Consider the following 16,604-nt stretch of genomic DNA (forward strand, 5'->3'; position numbering starts at 1 on the left):
TTTCTCGGTCACTTGCTTGACCGCTTCGATCTTGAATTCTTCAGGGTAACGCTGACGACTCATGGCACCTCCTATTTGGGCCTCATTATGAGGCTTGGAGGTGTCTACGAAACCAGGGGCGATTCAGTGCGTCGGTACGACCACAGCCAAGGCTCAATATATTTAAGCAAATATTGCCGTAGCATTATCGAACAATTGAGAGATACTCTATATATTAATGGAAATATTGACGGGGTTCAGGGCTTCTAGCGCATGGTTTCAAGCGAAGCTACGGTGAGGCGAAAGCTCGCGAGCAGCAATTTGGGCAGCGCTGAGCTAACTGGGGAAAACGCGCAAGCATGGTGCGGCTGTCGCGTCCAACATCATTCAATTCAACGGGCGGAAAATCACGAAATAGGTGAAAACAATGAGTGGAAAAACACGATCTTTTTTGTTTTTTTGATGGAAAAACCTTTGAAAATTCCACTCGTTTTTTCAAAAAGTCGGTTTGGCCTAAGGAATATGGGATTATAGGACTTTCCACTCATTTCGCGATTGGCGCAACAAACCTCAGTTCGAGGCAAAATCATTCCGTTTCACCACCTGACGCTCTGAAAATTTGAGGATTACGCGGCCTTCATTCTCAACCCAACTAGCACCTGGGTTGCTCCAAGCAAACAAACTCGATTCCTAGGTAGCGCAGCTTTAGCTTTCCGGGATTGGCCGTTCAACCCAAATTGGGCACTTTTCCAAGGAAACCGTGGTGCCAGTCCTGACGGTGATTCTTCCGAAGAAATCGACAAGAACGTGCGGAAACGCGAGATTCTGTGCGTCAAACAGTCCATGGATTTCTACCTTAAGGACGTTGATGCCTCTGGGGAAAACGTCGCACTGAAACGCCGAAATCGCTGGTATTTAAGCGCCCGGAGCTCTAGGCACCATCTCCGATGAGGTGGTTGAGTAGATGCTCAAGAGCATCCGTGATCTCTCAATAAGCCCGCATATCGGCCGCCTCATGCAGATGTACCTATCGATCGCGAGGTATTCAGTCCGTCCCATGTGGCCGGTGCTGGGGGGCCCATCAAGCCCCGGACGCATCGACCAGTTCACGCGAGATGGACACGGCACATGGTTGAGCCCCATCCCAAGACCACCAGCCCAGTCCGGTTACCGTCGGCGTTTGGCAACGCCTTTGATCGATACCTTATTTACCCGAATTTCGCTTGAGAAAACTGAGCCCTAATTTCAGTGCAAGCGCCCTCACCTGCTTTTTTGCTGAGTCCTCTCCTTGTAGGCTTTGACTTGCCCCATGCGGGTAAACGTAAGGCCAGCTCCGCACGGCCAACTACAGACAAACCGTGGGCCCCTTTCCGGCGACTCAAGCATGATGGTAGATTGCCATCCTCGCCGTTGGGGCCAATGATCAAATGGAGTGCAGCTTGAGAAAGGATTTACTAGTCGCCTGCCTGGGCCTCTCACTTACGGGTTGTGGAGATGGCGGCGACGTGTACAAGAAGCAGGCTGAAAGCCTTCGCTCAGACGTCAAAGCCCTGCAGGCAGAAATTAGCGCGGCCAAGCACAGGATTGCGCAGCTGGAGCAGGAAAACACCACGCTCAAAGAGACACCAGGCGTATTGCTGGCCCAGGTGAGAAAGGCTTACGACAGTGGAGACGAAGCAGCCACCAGAGCAGCCCTGGCCTCGCTGACTTCCCGCTACCCCGATTCAGCTGAAGCCGCAACCGGAAGCGGCCTCCTGCAGAAGCTGGTCAAGGATCGTGAGGCCAAAGAGCAAGAGGCGCGCCGGGTGGCGGCCCTTGGGATGAAAGCGATCCCGGTCAAAACCTCCTTCACGGCGGACGACAGCGCTGTATCACTTCAATCTGCCCAGATAACCGGCCAATGGAGCTTCAACGATTACGGTGATCGGTACGAGTACCGATCAGCCGAGCGTGGCTCCAAGTACATCACGGCAAAGGTTACTTACTCGTCCAAGAGCAAAGATCCACGACTCGCGCCGTTGGTGGTCTACGCGTCAAACGGTGGCGAGCTCAAACGACTGGGCGTCATGGGGTTCGAATTTGTGAGCTGGAGTAGCTATGCGACGTTCCTCGGTAACTACCATGATGTCGCGAATGACTTTGCTCACAAGGCGAGTATCAGATTCTCCATGGGACTCCAAGTCCCAAATGAGGCGATAACCAAGCCGCTTTACATCGTTGCCTCATCTTCAGGCTGCGCGAACCGTAGTTCGGATCGATTTGGTAATCCCCCTGTGAGCTACCTGACCTACAGCTGCGACCAGGCTGCCCCCGATGTACTCCGTGCCAGCGACTTCAAGGAAGGCCGGTTCGGCATCGTTAAGCGCATAGACTGAATCCGAGACAGGACTCTCACTCATGAAAAAAGCTCTCATGGCAGCGGGTATCGCCCTGCTCTTCTTGGTCGTATACACCCAGATTACGATCTTCGCCGTACCTCCGATCGGAGCAGTCCCCGAAGGTCGAACAGTCGTCATGCTCCGCCTCAACAAGACGAATTTTATTGATAGCGCTGATGCCATGTGCGTTCGCATCCAGGGCTATGTGAGCCTCATGTGTAGGGGGATGACCATGGCAGGAGTAGTGAAGGCTACGACTATCATTGCTCGCTTGCCTTATTCGGAAACGATTTACAAGATCAGCACCGGCGGGGAGACTTACGAAAGATAGCTGAAGGAGTCCAACTATACGTAAGCGTCCGGCGAACTCACCCTCCGAACGCCAGCATCAAAGGCACAGCCCAACAGGGCACAGGCTTACCCCGCTGCGATTGAAAGTGGCACCACCCTATTGGTCACCTGCTTTTGGCTGAGGTAGCGGGTGCAGCTTACCCTCAGGAACGAAGCAAAATTCACCACTTCTCCGCGGTAGTCCATGACCTCCTCGTACAGCTTGGCGATGAGCTGATTGGTGCTGACGCTATCCGCTGCAGCAATCTCGGTCAGGATGTCCCAGAACTGGTTTTCCAGACGCAGGGTGGTGACCACGCCCCGGATGCGCAAGGAGCGCGAGCGCGATTCATAAAGGATCGGGTCTGCCTTCACATACAGCTCACACATGGTGCCTCCGCTGGCTTTACCTGGCTAAGTCACGTCGAGGGCATACGCCCACGCCTGAAGGTACCGCCCCTAAGCAGCACATGGGTAATACACCGCTATTACACGTGTCCCTTTTGCTTTTGGGGCGCACGTAATAGCCACTTATTACCCATCAATTTTTCATACTGCCATCCTGAGTGCATAACAACACCACAGGAAAGCCTGATCATGCCGAAATTCCTTCACACCATGATCCGTGTAGGTGACCTGGATGCCTCCATGCGTTTCTACGGACAAGCATTCGACCTGCAGGAATCCCACCGCCTTGAGTTCGACGACTTCTCGCTCGTCTACCTACGCGACCGGGACAGCGGTGCCGAAATCGAACTGACCTGGAACAAGGGCCAAGACGGCTACACCCACGGCAGTGGGTATGGCCATGTCGCCTTCGCAGTAGAAGACCTCGATCACCATCACGCTCGCTTGAGCGAAATGGGGCTCTCTCCTGCCCCCATCAAGGAATTCAAGCGTGGTGAAGCGCTGCTCGCTCGCTTCTTCTTCATCCAGGACCCGGATGGCTACAAGATCGAGGTGTTGCAGCGCGCCGGCCACTATCAGTAACGCAGCCACAAGCATCAGCCGCCTGGGCGTCGTCCATCAATATTGCGCGGCAAACGCCAATCCCCAACAAAGCAGCACCCGTGATGTCAGGCTCCTAATAAAAACAACAAGGAGAACAGCATGCAGGATATACAAGCCAGCCGCCGTAGCTTTCTGAAAGGCAGCGGCGGAATTCTCTTGGGCACGTTGCTTTTCACCTCCGGCCCCATCGCCCTGCTCGCCCCCAGTACCACCTGGGCGCTTGAGATGAAAATGCTGAACAACGATCAAGCCGCACGACTGATGGTTGTAGTGCGCCGGATCTACCCTCACGATCAGATGGAAGACGCTGTGTACGCCTTTGCGATCAAAGCCTTGGACGACCGCGCCGTGACTGACCCTTCCATTCTTCCCCTGCTTGAACAAGGTTTGAACGAGCTGGACAAGTCAGCTGATGGCGCCTGGCTGAATCTGGATGAGCCGCGCCAATTGGCCGTGCTCGAGTCGATCCAGACCACCCCGTTTTTCACTTTGGTCAGGTCAGTCTCGGTCAATGCCCTGTACAGCAACGAACTCGCCTACCAGCACTTCGGCTACGAAGGTGCCTCTTTCCCCAAAGGCGGTTACCTGATGCGCGGCTTCAACGACTTGAAGTGGCTACCTGCTGCCCCTACCGAAGCCAGCCCTCCCGCCTTTTCCTGAGGATGCGTACATGACCACATTCAATTTCGACGACGACTCGGTAGTGGTGATCATCGGCTCGGGTGCGGGTGGTGGAACACTGGCCAATGAACTGTGCCAGAAGGGTATTCCAGTCGTTCTGCTGGAGGCTGGCCAGCGCCAGTCCTCTGCCACTTTCATCAATGACGAATGGCCCTCCTTCGAGCAATTGTCGTGGGGCGATACCCGTACTACCTCGGGCTCTTGGCAGATCGCCAAGGACTTCCCGAACCTCCCCGCCTGGATCTGCAAAACGGTGGGTGGAACTACCACTCACTGGGCAGGTGCCAGCCTTAGATTCCAGGAGCATGAATTCCGAGCGCGGCAGACCTATGGCGACATCAAGGATGCGAACCTGCTCGACTGGCCATTGACGCTCGCTGAACTGGAGCCCTTCTATGCAAGGGCCGAAGACAAGATGGGCGTGACGCGCACCAACGACATTCCTGGGCTACCGGGAAACAACAATTTTCAGGTGATGTACAACGGTGCTCGCAAGCTTGGCTACAAAAAGTGCAGTACCGGCCACATGGCGATCAACAGCCGTGCCCGCGCAGGACGCGCTCAGTGCATGCAACTTGGCTTCTGCTTCCAGGGCTGCAAGATGGGGGCAAAGTGGTCAACGCTGTACACCGAGATTCCGGCAGCGGAGGCCACAGGCAAGCTTGAGCTCCGTACGCAGGCGCACGCAGTAAAGATCGAGCACGATGCAAAGGGGCGAGCCACTGGTGTGGTCTACGCAGATGCGCAAGGGCGTCTGCAACGCCAAAAAGCGCGACTTGTTGCGGTCGCAGGCAATGCCATCGAAACCCCTCGCCTACTGCTTAATTCGACCAGCACATTGTTCCCTCATGGCATTGGCAACGGCTCCGGGATGGTCGGTAAGCACTACATGCGCCATACCACCGGATCTGTGTTCGCAGAGTTCAAGGACCCGGTGCATTTCTACCGCGGCACCATCATGGCCGGCCTGATCGGTGACGAGGTGCACTTCAATCCCGACAGGGGCTTTGTCGGAGGCTACGAAATGGAAACCATCTCGCTTGGCCCTTCCTTCATGGCTGCGTTCTTCAACCCCGGCGCCTGGGGACGCGACTTCACCCGCGTCATGGACAACTACACGCATCTGGCTGGCATGTGGCTGGTCGGTGAGGACATGCCCCGGGAAACCAATCGCATTACCCTGAGCGATAACGTCAAAGACCGCTTTGGCATTCCTGTGGCCAACGTGCACTACGACGACCACCCCAACGATATTGCAATGCGCGAGCACGCCTATCAGCAAGGTAGCGCGGTCTATGAGGCCGTCGGTGCACTGAAGACCCACCGCGTACCACCCTACCCCTCGACTCATAACATGGGCACTTGTCGTATGAGCCACAAGGAAGCCGATGGTGTTTGCAACAAATACGGGCAAAGCCATGAAGTGCCAAATCTGTTCATTTCAGATGGCAGTCAGTTCACCACCAGCGCAGCCGAGAACCCTACCCTGACGATCGTCAGTCTGGCGATCCGTCAGGCTGAGTACATTGCTGATGCTTTGAGGACGCATGCGGCATGACTAGCATCGCCGACAACCGCTTGGAGATTTGCGCACTCACGGCGTTTACCGACAACTACATCTGGCTTCTGCTCGATCACTCAAACCAGGCCTGTGCGGTTGTAGATCCAGGTGATGCCGGGTCAGTTCAAGCCTGGTTGGCTGAGCATTCCGGCTGGGCGCTCACCGATGTGCTGGTCACTCACCATCACAGCGACCATGTGGGGGGTGTAGAGAAGCTGAAGTCTGCATTCGATCTCCGCGTGCATGGCCCTGCAAACGAGCCGATCCCTGCCAGGGATCGGCCACTGAAGGACGGTGATTCAATCCAGGTACTGGGGCGAACCATTCGCGTGATCGGGGTGCCTGGCCATACTTGCGGGCACCTGGCCTACCACCTGGTTGATGAGGATGTGCTGTTTAGCGGGGACACGCTGTTCAGCGCCGGCTGTGGGCGCCTCTTCGAGGGTACGCCGCTGCAGATGCTGACGTCGCTCGAACGCCTTGCCGTGCTGCCAGAGCAGACGCGGGTGTACTGCGCACATGAGTACACCCTCTCCAACCTGCGTTTTGCTTTGGCTGTCGACCCAGGCAATCAGCAAATCGCCGAGCGCTTGGCTGAGGTCAGCGAAATCCGCATCCGCGGGCAGTGCACCTTACCTACCCGCATTAGCGTTGAACGCGCAATTAACCCGTTCCTCCGTGTGCGAGAAGCGAAGATCGTTGAGGTTGTCCAACGCCAAGCGGGCCTGTCCATCACAACCGCCGAAGAATGCTTTGCAGCCATGCGCCAGTGGAAAGACATTTTTTGAACAACAAGAAGAAGATCATCCATGAGACAAACACTGCTGATTGCCGCTACAGCCTTCATGATTGCTTCTGCCCAGGCAGGCCAAGAGCCTGAGGCCGTATTCGCGAAAACCTGTGCCATGTGCCACAACGGTCAACTCCCCAACGCGCCCAAGAAAGGTGATGTCGCTGCATGGCAACCACGCCTGGCTCAAGGGCAAGACGTACTGCTCAAAAACGTAGTGAATGGATTGAGTGTCATGCCACCACGTGGACTCTGCAGTGACTGTAGCGACGAAGACCTCGCGGCTACGATAGGCTGGATGTCCCGCTGATGACCGAAAGGAGCTCTGATTTAAAAACGGTTATTTCAAGAGCTCCTATGGATGTCTTGCGCTTCAGTCACACGCTTGATTTCAGCGCGAGGCCGAAGCAGCAAGGCTTGTTGGCCATCGTTCGGATAGCCGTGTACACACTGCTCTAAGCGCCAGCAGATATCCCTCCACCCCCCTGCAATCACGCCATTAGCCACGGTGGACATGATCGAGTTTCGATGGAGCTCATCGCGTGCATGAATGTTCGAAATGTGGACTTCCACCAGTGGCGCCTTGATCAATTTCAGCGCATCGAGCACCGGGATTGAATTAAACGAAAGGCCAGCCGGATTGATGATCACTGCGGCGTTCTTGTCGAATGCCTCCTGGATCCAGTCAACCATCACCGCTTCGCTGTTCGTTTGACGAAACTCGCAAACCAGATCCAGCTCGTTCGCAAGCTGCTCACAGCTTTGCTGAACCTGCTGCAGGGTCGTTGTGCCGTAAATTTCCGGCTCGCGGCGACCCAGCATATTCAGGTTGGGCCATTCAGGACAAAAACTGCGCGACTCATGGTATGGCTCCGCTTTCACTTGAGGTATTGAGGGGAGTTGCTGAAGGTTACGTTCTCTGCTGGTTCGGACTTGCTGAGATCGATTCCGCGGGTTTCTGGCCCTATCAGGATCATCGCAAGCGACACCAGGTTGATCGCAGCGCATATCGCGACGAGCAACCATGGCGAATTGCCGGTCTGACTCATCAGCCACACGGCGAGAATAGGCATCGGGCCGCCAATCAGCAGGTTGGCGCCGGTATAAGCCAGAGCCGAGCCGGTATAGCGCACGTTGGTGGGGAACGCTTCGGCGAACGCAACGGGTTGGATCCCGCTCTGGAACTGGGTGAATCCAAGGAACAGTCCCATGGCTGCCATGATCATGGCGGGTTGCTGCGTGTTCAGCATTGGGAAGTACACCAGCAGAATCCCGAGGGTCATGCATGAGCCGAAGGCGAGCGCTTTCTTGCGTCCCCATCGTTCACTGAGGTACCCGCCAGCCAGCGCGCCAAAAATCGCGCAGACGTTAGCCACCATCAGGGACATGAACCCCATGGACTGCGGCATACCGAGTTGCTTGACCAGGTAGCTGAGTGTGAAAATCACGATCAGGTAAAACAGAGCAGCGGGTGAGCAGAAAAAGAACATCAGGCGCAAGATGGTACGAGAATGGATCCTCAGCACATCTTTCAAAGGGCCTCCAACGTGGGGTGTTTCGTCCTGCTTCAAAGCGACAAAGGCTGGTGTCTCGCTGACCTTGAGCCGAATGAAGATCGCCACCACCACGAGCACGAAGCTCAAGAGGAAGGGAATCCGCCGATGCGCTCTATTCCAGTGACCTGGCGGTAGCCGCTGCTCGGCGAGCAAGACGGGGGGAAATTGGAGAGATCACGATCGGTTAGCACTCGGCGTTGCTCGAAGCTAACCTCCCTCAACTGATGCGGCATTACTTCAGCGCCTATCCCGAGGTTAAGGTAACGTTGCTGGATGCGCGGATTCAGGCCCAATTCGATTTATTGCTTGAAGGGAAAATCGATATCGGCTTTGCCCGTATCTTCAAAGACCATTTGCCCGACCGACTACGCACCCACTGTTTCAGCCTCTCCAGGTTAGTCCTTCTGACCCCGGACAACCATGCGCTGGCGCGGGATTTCAACGGCGATCTGGCATCCCTTCGGCAAGAGAAATTCATCTTCCTGGAAGACCCGGCGGGGATCGGCCTCACCTCGCACACCTTGCAATTATGCCGCCAGTACCAGCTGCATCCCGCCAACATCATGTACGTACCGTCGCTGATGAGTATTCCCGGCCTGATAGCCGCCGGCATCGGGATCAGCATTCTCCCGGAAACCCTCACGCATCTGAGCATGCCAGGCATCCGTACCCTTCAGCTTAAGCAGCCAGACATGCAGAGCGAATTGTCGCTCATTACACGCGTGGACGAGCGCTCGCGAGCTGTAATGCACTTTGTAGAAGAGGCGGGAAATTGGCTGAAATGACAGCGGCTGCAGCCAATGAGCCGAATCGACCAAGATGAAGCATGGCAATCAGCCCTCAGGAGACCCCTGTGAGCATGGCGCCTGAAATATCAGCGGGCGGCACCTTCGCGCAGACGTTCATGACATCTCAAGGACTTTTCATTCACGTAATTTTCACGCGTGTATACGCATTCTTGAGCTATCCCTACGTGTGATAGACCTTGCCCGCCTAGCAGCGGGCTTTCTTTTGTGCGCGATTTCTCATCGATGTACCAAGCTGTTCGATCTGTGTAGTGAAGCTCTGGCTCTGATCGGGCCTCGCGGGCACTCGAAGGGGTTTAGTCCATTAAAATGTCTACCAGCACTTGCGCAGGCTTGCTCAGCTCGACACCCACTCGAGTCACCACCTCGTAAGGCTCGCTTCGCGACTTGAGTTGCAGCGGCAAACGCACAAGCATCCCGTGGTCCAGGGCCATCCTGGCGACGTCCCACGGCATCACCGCAAGCAGATCGCGATCTTGCATGAGCATGGACAGCGTCGTGAAAGTCGACGAGGTTTCAATGGGGTACTGCGGGAAGCTCAAGCCGGCCTCGCGAAACTCGCGCTCAAGGGTAAGACGCATGGGCATGTTTACCGGGAACACCACCCAGCGCGATTGCGCCAGTTGCTCAAGCGTCAACGCTGCGCAGGCTGCCAGCGGATGCGCCGGGTTTGCCACCAGCACCAACTGCTCCTGATGTTTAACCCGGCTTTCATAGGCTGTAGGCCTTGGGCTGACGCTGGTTCGGCAAATCACCACATCCACACGCCCTTGGTCGAGCAGGTTGAGCAAGCGGTCACTGGTGTCCTCTACCACCGATACCGATAGGTCCGGTTGGTTCTCGCGCAACCGCGCCAGGCCTTCCACCATGATCGGCACCGCGCCCATGATGGTGCCGACCGACAAACGTCCCCCATGTCCTTGGAGAATGCCCAGCATCTCTTCACGCAGATGCGCAAGGTCATTGCCAATCAACCGCGCATAACGCACCACGCAGCGGCCCAGGTCATTGGCTTCGAGCCCTTTGCTGGTCCGCTCGAACAGTACTGCGCCAAGGGTAGACTCAATTTCATTAAGCGCCTTGGTGGCACCAGGCTGGGTGATCGACATCGCCTCTGCGGCTTTGTGTATCGAGCCCAGTTCGTCAAGGCTGATCAACAGGCGCAGTTGGCGTAAACGAAGGCGCGAAGCCATGGAGCTTAATGATGGCAGCATAGGGGATCACTAAAAGTTATCGGGCAGTCCGCAGCTCTCATTAGGCAGCAATGCCACGGAAATTTAAAGTGGCTGGCAAGTGCTTCCCCACAACAACAAACCGGAGCCAGCATGCGCCTGATCCAATTTGAAACCGTACCCGCCCAGCGCCATGTCGGCGTAGTGGAAGGCGACCTGATTCAGGTTGTGCGCCACACCACGCATCTGCGAGAACTGGCCCTCGCTGCCATCCGCAACCAGCGCAGTCTCGCCGCTGAAGTGCTCGAACGCGGCCTGGACAGCACCGGCCAGCGCTACAGCGATGCCTTGAACGAATGCCGGGTCCTTCCACCGCTCGACCACGAAGACCCGGCACATTGCCTGATCAGCGGAACCGGGCTCACGCACCTGGGCAGTGCCTCCACCCGCGACAAGATGCACCAACAAAAAATCGATGACGGGGCGGCGCTCACCGACACCGCGCGCATGTTCCAATGGGGCATTGAAGGTGGCCGTCCCCCCGCAGGTAGCGCCGGTGCGCAGCCAGAGTGGTTCTACAAGGGCGATGGCTCGATCGTCGTCCGCCCAGGGCAAGCCTTGCAGCCCCCCGCCTTCGCCGAGGATGCTGGTGAAGAACCGGAACTGGCTGGCCTGTATGTGATCGGTGATGATGGCCTGCCTTACCGGCTGGGCTTTGCCATCGGCAACGAGTTTTCCGACCACGTGATGGAGCGCCGTAGCTACCTGTACCTGGCGCATTCCAAGCTGCGTAATTGCTCATTCGGCCCCGAACTGCGTGTCGGCGAGTTGCCACGCCATCTGCAGGGCACCAGCCGGATACTGCGCGGTGACCAGGTGATCTGGGAAAAGGATTTTCTCAGCGGTGAGGACAACATGTGCCACTCGTTGGAGAATCTCGAGTACCACCATTTCAAGTACAGCCAGTTTTTGCGCCCCGGTGATGTGCACATCCACTTCTTCGGTACTGCAACGCTGTCGTTTGCCGACCAGGTCAAGGCCGTCGAGGGCGATGTGTTCGAAATCAGCCTGGCGGAGTTCGGTGCCCCACTGCGAAACGGCATCAGCGAGACGCCTGCGGCCATCTCACCCGGCGCGGTGAAGACGCTCTGACCCGACGGCGGCGCAGGGCCGCGCCGCCGCAGCATTTCATAACAATCACAAAAGTGAGATGAGCATGAACAACAGCCCCTACCCTCCGGCCCCCGCGCCGGCCCTGGCGACTGCCAACACCGACAGCGCCAAGCCAACCACCGTGCGCTGGCGCATCTTCCTGATCCTGCTGCTACTGGCAGCGATCAACTACATTGACCGCGCTTCCCTGTCTGTGGCGCTGCCGTTGATTTCTGCCGAGTTTGAACTTACCCCGGCGCTCGAAGGCTTGATCCTGAGTGCGTTCTTCTGGTCATACGCCTTGATGCAGATTCCTGCCGGGGTGCTACTCGACCGCTTCCAGGTGCGCAATATCATTGGCGTAGCGACCATCGGCTGGGGTGCCTTCCAGGCCTTGGGCGGTTTTGCTCACAACTGGATCACCTTGCTGGTCACGCGCATTGGCCTGGGCGTGGCAGAATCGCCGATCATGCCCGCCGGCGCAAAGCTCAATGGTGCCTGGCTGACGCCTAACGAGCGTGGCCGCGGTGCCACGCTGGTCGACGGCGGCGCGCCGCTGGGCACCGCGTTCGGCGCAATTATCATCGCGGGCCTGATTACCTGGTTCGACTCTTGGCGCATCGCCTTTATCGTCGCAGGGGTCGGCACGGTGGCCGCCGGTATCTGGGCCTGGTGGTACATCCGCAACCACCCCAGCGAGCACCCGCAAGTCAACGCCGCTGAACTGGCTTACATCACCCAGGCCAACGACGCCGCGAGCAAGGCCAACGGCAACCGCAAGGCGGTGCTCAAGGAATTGCTCAAGAGCCGTTCGGTACTGTGCATGTTTGCTGGCTATGCCTGCTACAACAGCGTGTTCTACGGGCTGCTGACCTGGATGCCCAGCTACCTGCACCAGGCACACAACCTCGATATCAAGGCGATGGGTGGTGCGACTTTCCTGATCTTCATGTGTGGTTTCATTGGTGAACTGATTGGCGGCTGGATCTCCGACAAGTGGAAAGCAAAAGGTGGCCAGCCGAATACGGTGATGCGCAGCATGTTCGCCGGCTCCGCCGCAGTCGCCGCCCTGTGCATCCTGCTTGTGGCCTACACCCCGGATGCCGGCCTGGTCATTGCCCTGCTCTGCGTGGCGCTGTTCTTCATCCGGTGGTGCGGCATGTACTGGTGCCTGCCGGCGATCCTGGGTGGCAAGTCCAAAGCTGGCGTGCTAGGCGGCAGCATGAACTTCTGCGGCAACATGGTGGGCGTGCTGGTGCCGATCCTCATTGGCCTGATCGTGCAGTTCACCGGTTCCTATTTCCTCGCCCTGATCTTCTTCGTGGTCATGGCCTTCGGCCTGATGCTGTTCTCTGGCCTGATCGACTACCGCGAGCGCGGGCTGGCCTGAGCCACGCGCCCTATTGAGGTGAACACCATGCAACTCATTACAACAACAGGTAGTGCAAGCGCTGCCAACGCCGTGATTCGACTCAACCCACTGGACGATGTGCTGGTGGCACGCCAGCCGCTGACCGAAGGCCTGCTGCTGGACGAGGGCATCGTGGTGCGCGAGCCGATCCCGGCGGGCCACAAGGTGGCTGCCCACGCGCTGAGCGCGGGCCAGCCGCTGCGCCGCTATGGGCAGATCATCGGTTTCGCGAGCCAGCCGATCGCCGCAGGCGAACATGTGCACGTGCACAACCTGGCGATGGGCGAATTTGCCCGCGACTACGCCTTCGGCGTCGATGCCAAAGGCCAGCAGGCGCCCAACGACGATACCTTCATGGGTATCGTGCGCGCCGATGGCCGGGTAGCCACGCGCAACTACATCGGCATCCTCACCTCGGTTAACTGCTCGGCCACGGTGGCGCGGGCGATCGCTGACCACTTTCGCCGCGACATCCACCCCGAGGCGTTGGCGCCCTACCCCAACGTCGATGGCGTGGTCGCCCTGACCCACGGCGTCGGTTGCGCGGTCGACCCCGGTGGCGAGGCGCTGGCGATGCTGCGCCGCACCCTCGGCGGCTATGCCGTGCATGCCAACTTCGCTTCGGTGCTGTTGATCGGCCTGGGCTGCGAGACCAACCAGATCCCCGACCTGCTGGCGGCCCAGGGCCTGCAAAGCAGCCACGCACTGCGCACGTTCACCATCCAGGGCACCGGCGGCACGTCGAAGACCATTGCCAGCGGCATCGCCCAGGTCAAGTCGCTGCTGGCCGAAGCCAACCAGGTCGAACGCCAGCCGGTCAGCGTCCGCCACCTCACGGTCGGCCTGCAGTGCGGGGGCTCGGACGGCTATTCGGGGATCACCGCCAACCCGGCGCTGGGCAATGCGGTCGACCGCCTTGTGGCAGCCGGCGGCACCGCAATCCTCTCGGAAACCCCGGAAATCTACGGCGCCGAACACCTGTTGACGCGCCGGGCAGTGAGCCAGCAGGTGGGCGAGAAGCTGATCGCCCGCATCCAGTGGTGGGAAGCCTACTGCCAGCGGATGGGCGCCGAGCTGAACAACAACCCCTCGGCGGGCAACAAGGCCGGCGGCCTCACCACCATTCTTGAAAAGTCCCTGGGTGCCGTGGCCAAGGCCGGTTCCAGTGACCTGATGGATGTTTACGAGTACGCCGAACCGGTGCGCGCCCACGGCCTGGTGTTCATGGACACGCCCGGCTACGACCCGATCTCCGCCACGGGCCAGGTCGCCGGCGGCGCCAACCTGATCGCCTTTACCACTGGCCGCGGCTCGGCCTACGGCTGCGCACCCTCGCCGTCGATCAAGCTGGCGACCAATACCCGCCTTTGGGAGACTCAGGAAGAGGACATGGACGTCAACTGCGGCGGCATTGCCGACGGCAGCATGACCATCGAAGAACGTGGCGAACACATCTACCGGATGATGCTGAGCATCGCCTCGGGCGAGCGCAGCAAGAGCGAACAGCATGGCTACGGCCAGAACGAGTTCGTGCCGTGGCAGATCGGCGCCATCACCTGATCCCCGAGCCGTCATCAATGGCGCCAGCATGAAACGCCAATCCTCTGGGTATCAACCGTTTACTTGACGTTGAGATGCGCCGTTCATGCCTGGCGGATTGATCCGGTACCTCTCGCAAGATCGGGGGCTCACGCGCCATGCGGGCGCCCCCGTTGTTCGTCGCTAGGGCCGCTCCAGCTGATCTCGCAGATACTCTATAAAGCGCTGGGTTTTGGCAGGAAGCAGTCGGGTTTCTGTCAATGCGTACACGGGTACCGGCGTCGCTTGCCATTGCGGCAGCACCCGTTGCAAAGCACCAGCCTCGACATCTGGAGCAGCGATACCGGCAGGCAGGAGTGCGATGCCAAGGTCCAGCGAGGCAAGTCGACGCAACATCCCCACACTGTTCAGTTCAAAGCGGCCACCCACCTGAACCTGTTCGACAGCCCCCTCGCTGGTCAAGGTCCACTTGTCCGAGCTCGCCCCTGACATTCGCAGGCATTCGTGATGCACAAGCTCCGCTGGCTCGCGGGGCTCACCGGATCCTGCCAGATATTGAGGTGAGGCATACAGGCCGCGTTGCAGGGTGGCCAGTTTTCGCGCAATCAAGTTGGAGCTGGCCGGCTCGCCCATCCGAATGACCACATCCACGGGATCGCTGACCAGATCGACCTGCCGGGGTGTCAGATCGAAGTCAAAGGTGATGCCTGGATACAGTCGGGCAAAGTCCGCAATCAACGGCGCCAGGTAGATGTTGGCGAAATCCACCGGTAATGAGGCGCGCAACAGGCCGCTGGGCCTGGCAAGCAGCTCACCCAGTTGCTCATGCGCCAGCCTCGCTTCATCGACAATGCGCTTGCACCGATCAAAGTAAAGCTGGCCAGCCTCAGTCAGCTCGATCTTGCGTGTAGTGCGATGGAGCAGGCGCAATCCTATCTGCTTTTCCAGGCTGGTAATACGCCTTGAAAGCGTCGAGCTTGGCATGTTCAGGGACTGTGCGGCGCCTCGAAAGCTGCGCATCTTCACGACCTCGACGAACAGGGCCATGTCGTTCAGGTATTCCAAGCATTGCTCCAAAAATGGATCAGTCATTTCAATTTAGCCGGATTTATCCCGGCAGCGCGTTGATTGATGATAACCCCATCACCGCATAGGAGCACTGTAATGAACTCTCTTTTCTCCCAGGTCCAGGTAGGCCGATACACCCTGTCAAACCGCGTGGTCATGGCCCCCATGACGCGTTCGCGTGCAGACGATGGTGGCGTCCCTTCCGACCTCGTCGCCACTTACTATGAGCAACGCGCCAGCGCTGGCCTGATCATCTCCGAAGGTGTTTTCCCGGTTGCGCTGGGCAAAGGTTATGTGCGGACCCCTGGCATCGAAACCGATGAACAGGTAGCAGCGTGGAAAGAGGTCGCTGAAGCCGTTCACGCCCGTGGCGGCCGTATATTCATGCAACTGATGCACTGTGGCCGTGTTTCTCACCCGTCACTGCTGATCGACGGCGCCCAGCCCTGGGCACCCTCAGCCATCAAGGCCGAAGGTCAGACCTATACTGCTATCGGCCTGCAAGACTTCGTCATCCCGCATGCACTGAGCATCGTTGAAATCGCTGGCGTCGTTGAAGGTTACCGCCAGGCTGCTCGTCGGGCTATCGAGGCTGGCTTCGACGGCGTGGAGTTGCATGCAGCATCGGGTTATTTGCCGGAACAGTTCCTGTCCAGCGGCAGCAACCAGCGCGACGACGAATACGGTGGCTCAGTTGAAAACCGCGTCCGCTTCGTTCTCGAAGTGCTTGCCGCGATAGTCGAGGAAGTGGGCGGCGATCGCGTGGGTATCAAGATTTCTCCAGAAATGAACTTCAACGATATCGTCGACGCCAATCCGCAAGAGACCTACACCTACCTGGTAAAGCACCTGCGGCCGTTCAACCTCGCCTACCTGCACGTCGCCCTGTTTGGTGCCGAGTTCGACTACCACAGTGCACTGCGTCCGCTCTTCAATGGCAGCTACCTGATCGGCAGTGGCCTGAACAAAGAAAGCGCCGAGGCGCTTATTTCCGGCGGCAAAGCGGATGCAGCCGTATTTGGTGGTGCGTTCCTCGCCAACCCGGACTTGCCAGAGCGTCTGCGCGTCGGTGCCGAGCTCAACGCCCCGGATAAAAACACCTTCTATGCGCCTGGCGCAGAAGGCTACATAGATTACCCAACCCTGACCCAAGGGGCCTGAGGAGCGCCA

17 protein-coding genes and 1 pseudogene are annotated in these 16,604 nt (G+C 58.2%); 13 read left to right on the forward strand and 5 right to left on the reverse strand.

The genetic code is table 11. The features are described 5' to 3' along the window. The 3 genes and pseudogenes from JOY50_RS13420 to JOY50_RS13430 all read left to right on the forward strand — a co-directional run. Positions 1-249 (forward strand): annotated as a pseudogene (locus JOY50_RS13420) (hypothetical protein); the annotation flags it as partial. Positions 250-1,484: 1,235 nt separating this feature from the next. After that, positions 1,485-2,354: a hypothetical protein gene (locus JOY50_RS13425; RefSeq protein ID WP_138736386.1), complete on the forward strand. Its 870-nt coding sequence runs from the start codon at positions 1,485-1,487 to the stop codon at positions 2,352-2,354. A gap of 22 nt (positions 2,355-2,376) precedes the next feature. Next, the gene (locus JOY50_RS13430) at positions 2,377-2,688 is read left to right on the forward strand and encodes a hypothetical protein (protein ID WP_132845543.1); all 312 of its coding nucleotides are present in this window, start codon (positions 2,377-2,379) and stop codon (positions 2,686-2,688) included. An 86-nt stretch (positions 2,689-2,774) separates the two neighbouring features. Here JOY50_RS13430 and JOY50_RS13435 read toward each other — a convergent pair whose 3' ends face one another. Next, on the reverse strand, positions 2,775-3,077 hold the full coding sequence (locus tag JOY50_RS13435) for a ribbon-helix-helix domain-containing protein (RefSeq protein WP_132845546.1): 303 nt from the start codon (positions 3,075-3,077) through the stop codon (positions 2,775-2,777). Positions 3,078-3,284: 207 nt separating this feature from the next. On the opposite strand from JOY50_RS13435, the gene JOY50_RS13440 reads away from it, so the two are divergent. The 5 genes from JOY50_RS13440 (at position 3,285) to JOY50_RS13460 (ending at position 7,040) form a co-directional block, all read left to right on the forward strand. Next, positions 3,285-3,677 carry a VOC family protein gene (locus JOY50_RS13440; protein WP_243055391.1) on the forward strand — a complete coding sequence of 131 codons (393 nt, stop codon included), beginning with the start codon at positions 3,285-3,287 and terminating at the stop codon, positions 3,675-3,677. A 120-nt stretch (positions 3,678-3,797) separates the two neighbouring features. Beyond that, complete coding sequence (locus JOY50_RS13445) at positions 3,798-4,358, forward strand: tat (twin-arginine translocation) pathway signal sequence (protein ID WP_243055392.1); 561 nt, start codon at positions 3,798-3,800, stop codon at positions 4,356-4,358. A gap of 10 nt (positions 4,359-4,368) precedes the next feature. After that, positions 4,369-5,937, forward strand: a complete 1,569-nt coding sequence (locus JOY50_RS13450; protein WP_243055393.1) for a GMC family oxidoreductase — start codon at positions 4,369-4,371, stop codon at positions 5,935-5,937. Continuing rightward, positions 5,934-6,728 (forward strand): hydroxyacylglutathione hydrolase, encoded by a 795-nt coding sequence (gloB, locus tag JOY50_RS13455; RefSeq protein ID WP_243055394.1) that lies wholly within the window; start codon positions 5,934-5,936, stop codon positions 6,726-6,728. The genes JOY50_RS13450 and gloB overlap by 4 nt, the downstream gene beginning before the upstream one ends. A gap of 21 nt (positions 6,729-6,749) precedes the next feature. Then, the gene (locus tag JOY50_RS13460) at positions 6,750-7,040 is read left to right on the forward strand and encodes a cytochrome c5 family protein (RefSeq protein ID WP_132845558.1); all 291 of its coding nucleotides are present in this window, start codon (positions 6,750-6,752) and stop codon (positions 7,038-7,040) included. Positions 7,041-7,075: 35 nt separating this feature from the next. Here JOY50_RS13460 and JOY50_RS13465 read toward each other — a convergent pair whose 3' ends face one another. Continuing rightward, positions 7,076-7,552: a type II 3-dehydroquinate dehydratase gene (locus JOY50_RS13465; RefSeq protein ID WP_243055395.1), complete on the reverse strand. Its 477-nt coding sequence runs from the start codon at positions 7,550-7,552 to the stop codon at positions 7,076-7,078. Positions 7,553-7,608: 56 nt separating this feature from the next. Beyond that, on the reverse strand, positions 7,609-8,373 hold the full coding sequence (locus tag JOY50_RS13470) for an MFS transporter (protein ID WP_259374954.1): 765 nt from the start codon (positions 8,371-8,373) through the stop codon (positions 7,609-7,611). A gap of 110 nt (positions 8,374-8,483) precedes the next feature. On the opposite strand from JOY50_RS13470, the gene JOY50_RS13475 reads away from it, so the two are divergent. Continuing rightward, on the forward strand, positions 8,484-9,071 hold the full coding sequence (locus JOY50_RS13475; protein ID WP_243055396.1) for a LysR family substrate-binding domain-containing protein: 588 nt from the start codon (positions 8,484-8,486) through the stop codon (positions 9,069-9,071). 317 nt (positions 9,072-9,388) lie between these two features. Here JOY50_RS13475 and JOY50_RS13480 read toward each other — a convergent pair whose 3' ends face one another. After that, complete coding sequence (locus tag JOY50_RS13480; protein ID WP_026034392.1) at positions 9,389-10,306, reverse strand: LysR family transcriptional regulator; 918 nt, start codon at positions 10,304-10,306, stop codon at positions 9,389-9,391. 111 nt (positions 10,307-10,417) lie between these two features. Between JOY50_RS13480 and araD1 the strand changes: the two genes are divergently transcribed. The 3 genes from araD1 (at position 10,418) to JOY50_RS13495 (ending at position 14,387) form a co-directional block, all read left to right on the forward strand. Next, positions 10,418-11,416: an AraD1 family protein gene (gene araD1 / locus JOY50_RS13485; RefSeq protein ID WP_019470840.1), complete on the forward strand. Its 999-nt coding sequence runs from the start codon at positions 10,418-10,420 to the stop codon at positions 11,414-11,416. 64 nt (positions 11,417-11,480) lie between these two features. Then, positions 11,481-12,806, forward strand: coding sequence for an MFS transporter (locus tag JOY50_RS13490; protein ID WP_169725132.1), 1,326 nt, complete (start codon positions 11,481-11,483; stop codon positions 12,804-12,806). Positions 12,807-12,833: 27 nt separating this feature from the next. Next, positions 12,834-14,387, forward strand: coding sequence for a UxaA family hydrolase (locus JOY50_RS13495; RefSeq protein WP_243055397.1), 1,554 nt, complete (start codon positions 12,834-12,836; stop codon positions 14,385-14,387). Positions 14,388-14,549: 162 nt separating this feature from the next. On the opposite strand, the gene JOY50_RS13500 is transcribed toward JOY50_RS13495, so the two are convergent. Beyond that, positions 14,550-15,431, reverse strand: coding sequence for a LysR family transcriptional regulator (locus JOY50_RS13500; protein WP_243055398.1), 882 nt, complete (start codon positions 15,429-15,431; stop codon positions 14,550-14,552). A 99-nt stretch (positions 15,432-15,530) separates the two neighbouring features. Here JOY50_RS13500 and JOY50_RS13505 point away from each other — a divergent pair, with 99 nt between their 5' ends. After that, complete coding sequence (locus tag JOY50_RS13505; RefSeq protein ID WP_243055399.1) at positions 15,531-16,595, forward strand: alkene reductase; 1,065 nt, start codon at positions 15,531-15,533, stop codon at positions 16,593-16,595. The last annotated feature ends 9 nt before the right edge of the window (positions 16,596-16,604 follow it).

The organism is Pseudomonas sp. BP01 (assembly GCF_022760795.1).
GTDB lineage: Bacteria > Pseudomonadota > Gammaproteobacteria > Pseudomonadales > Pseudomonadaceae > Aquipseudomonas > Aquipseudomonas putida_Q.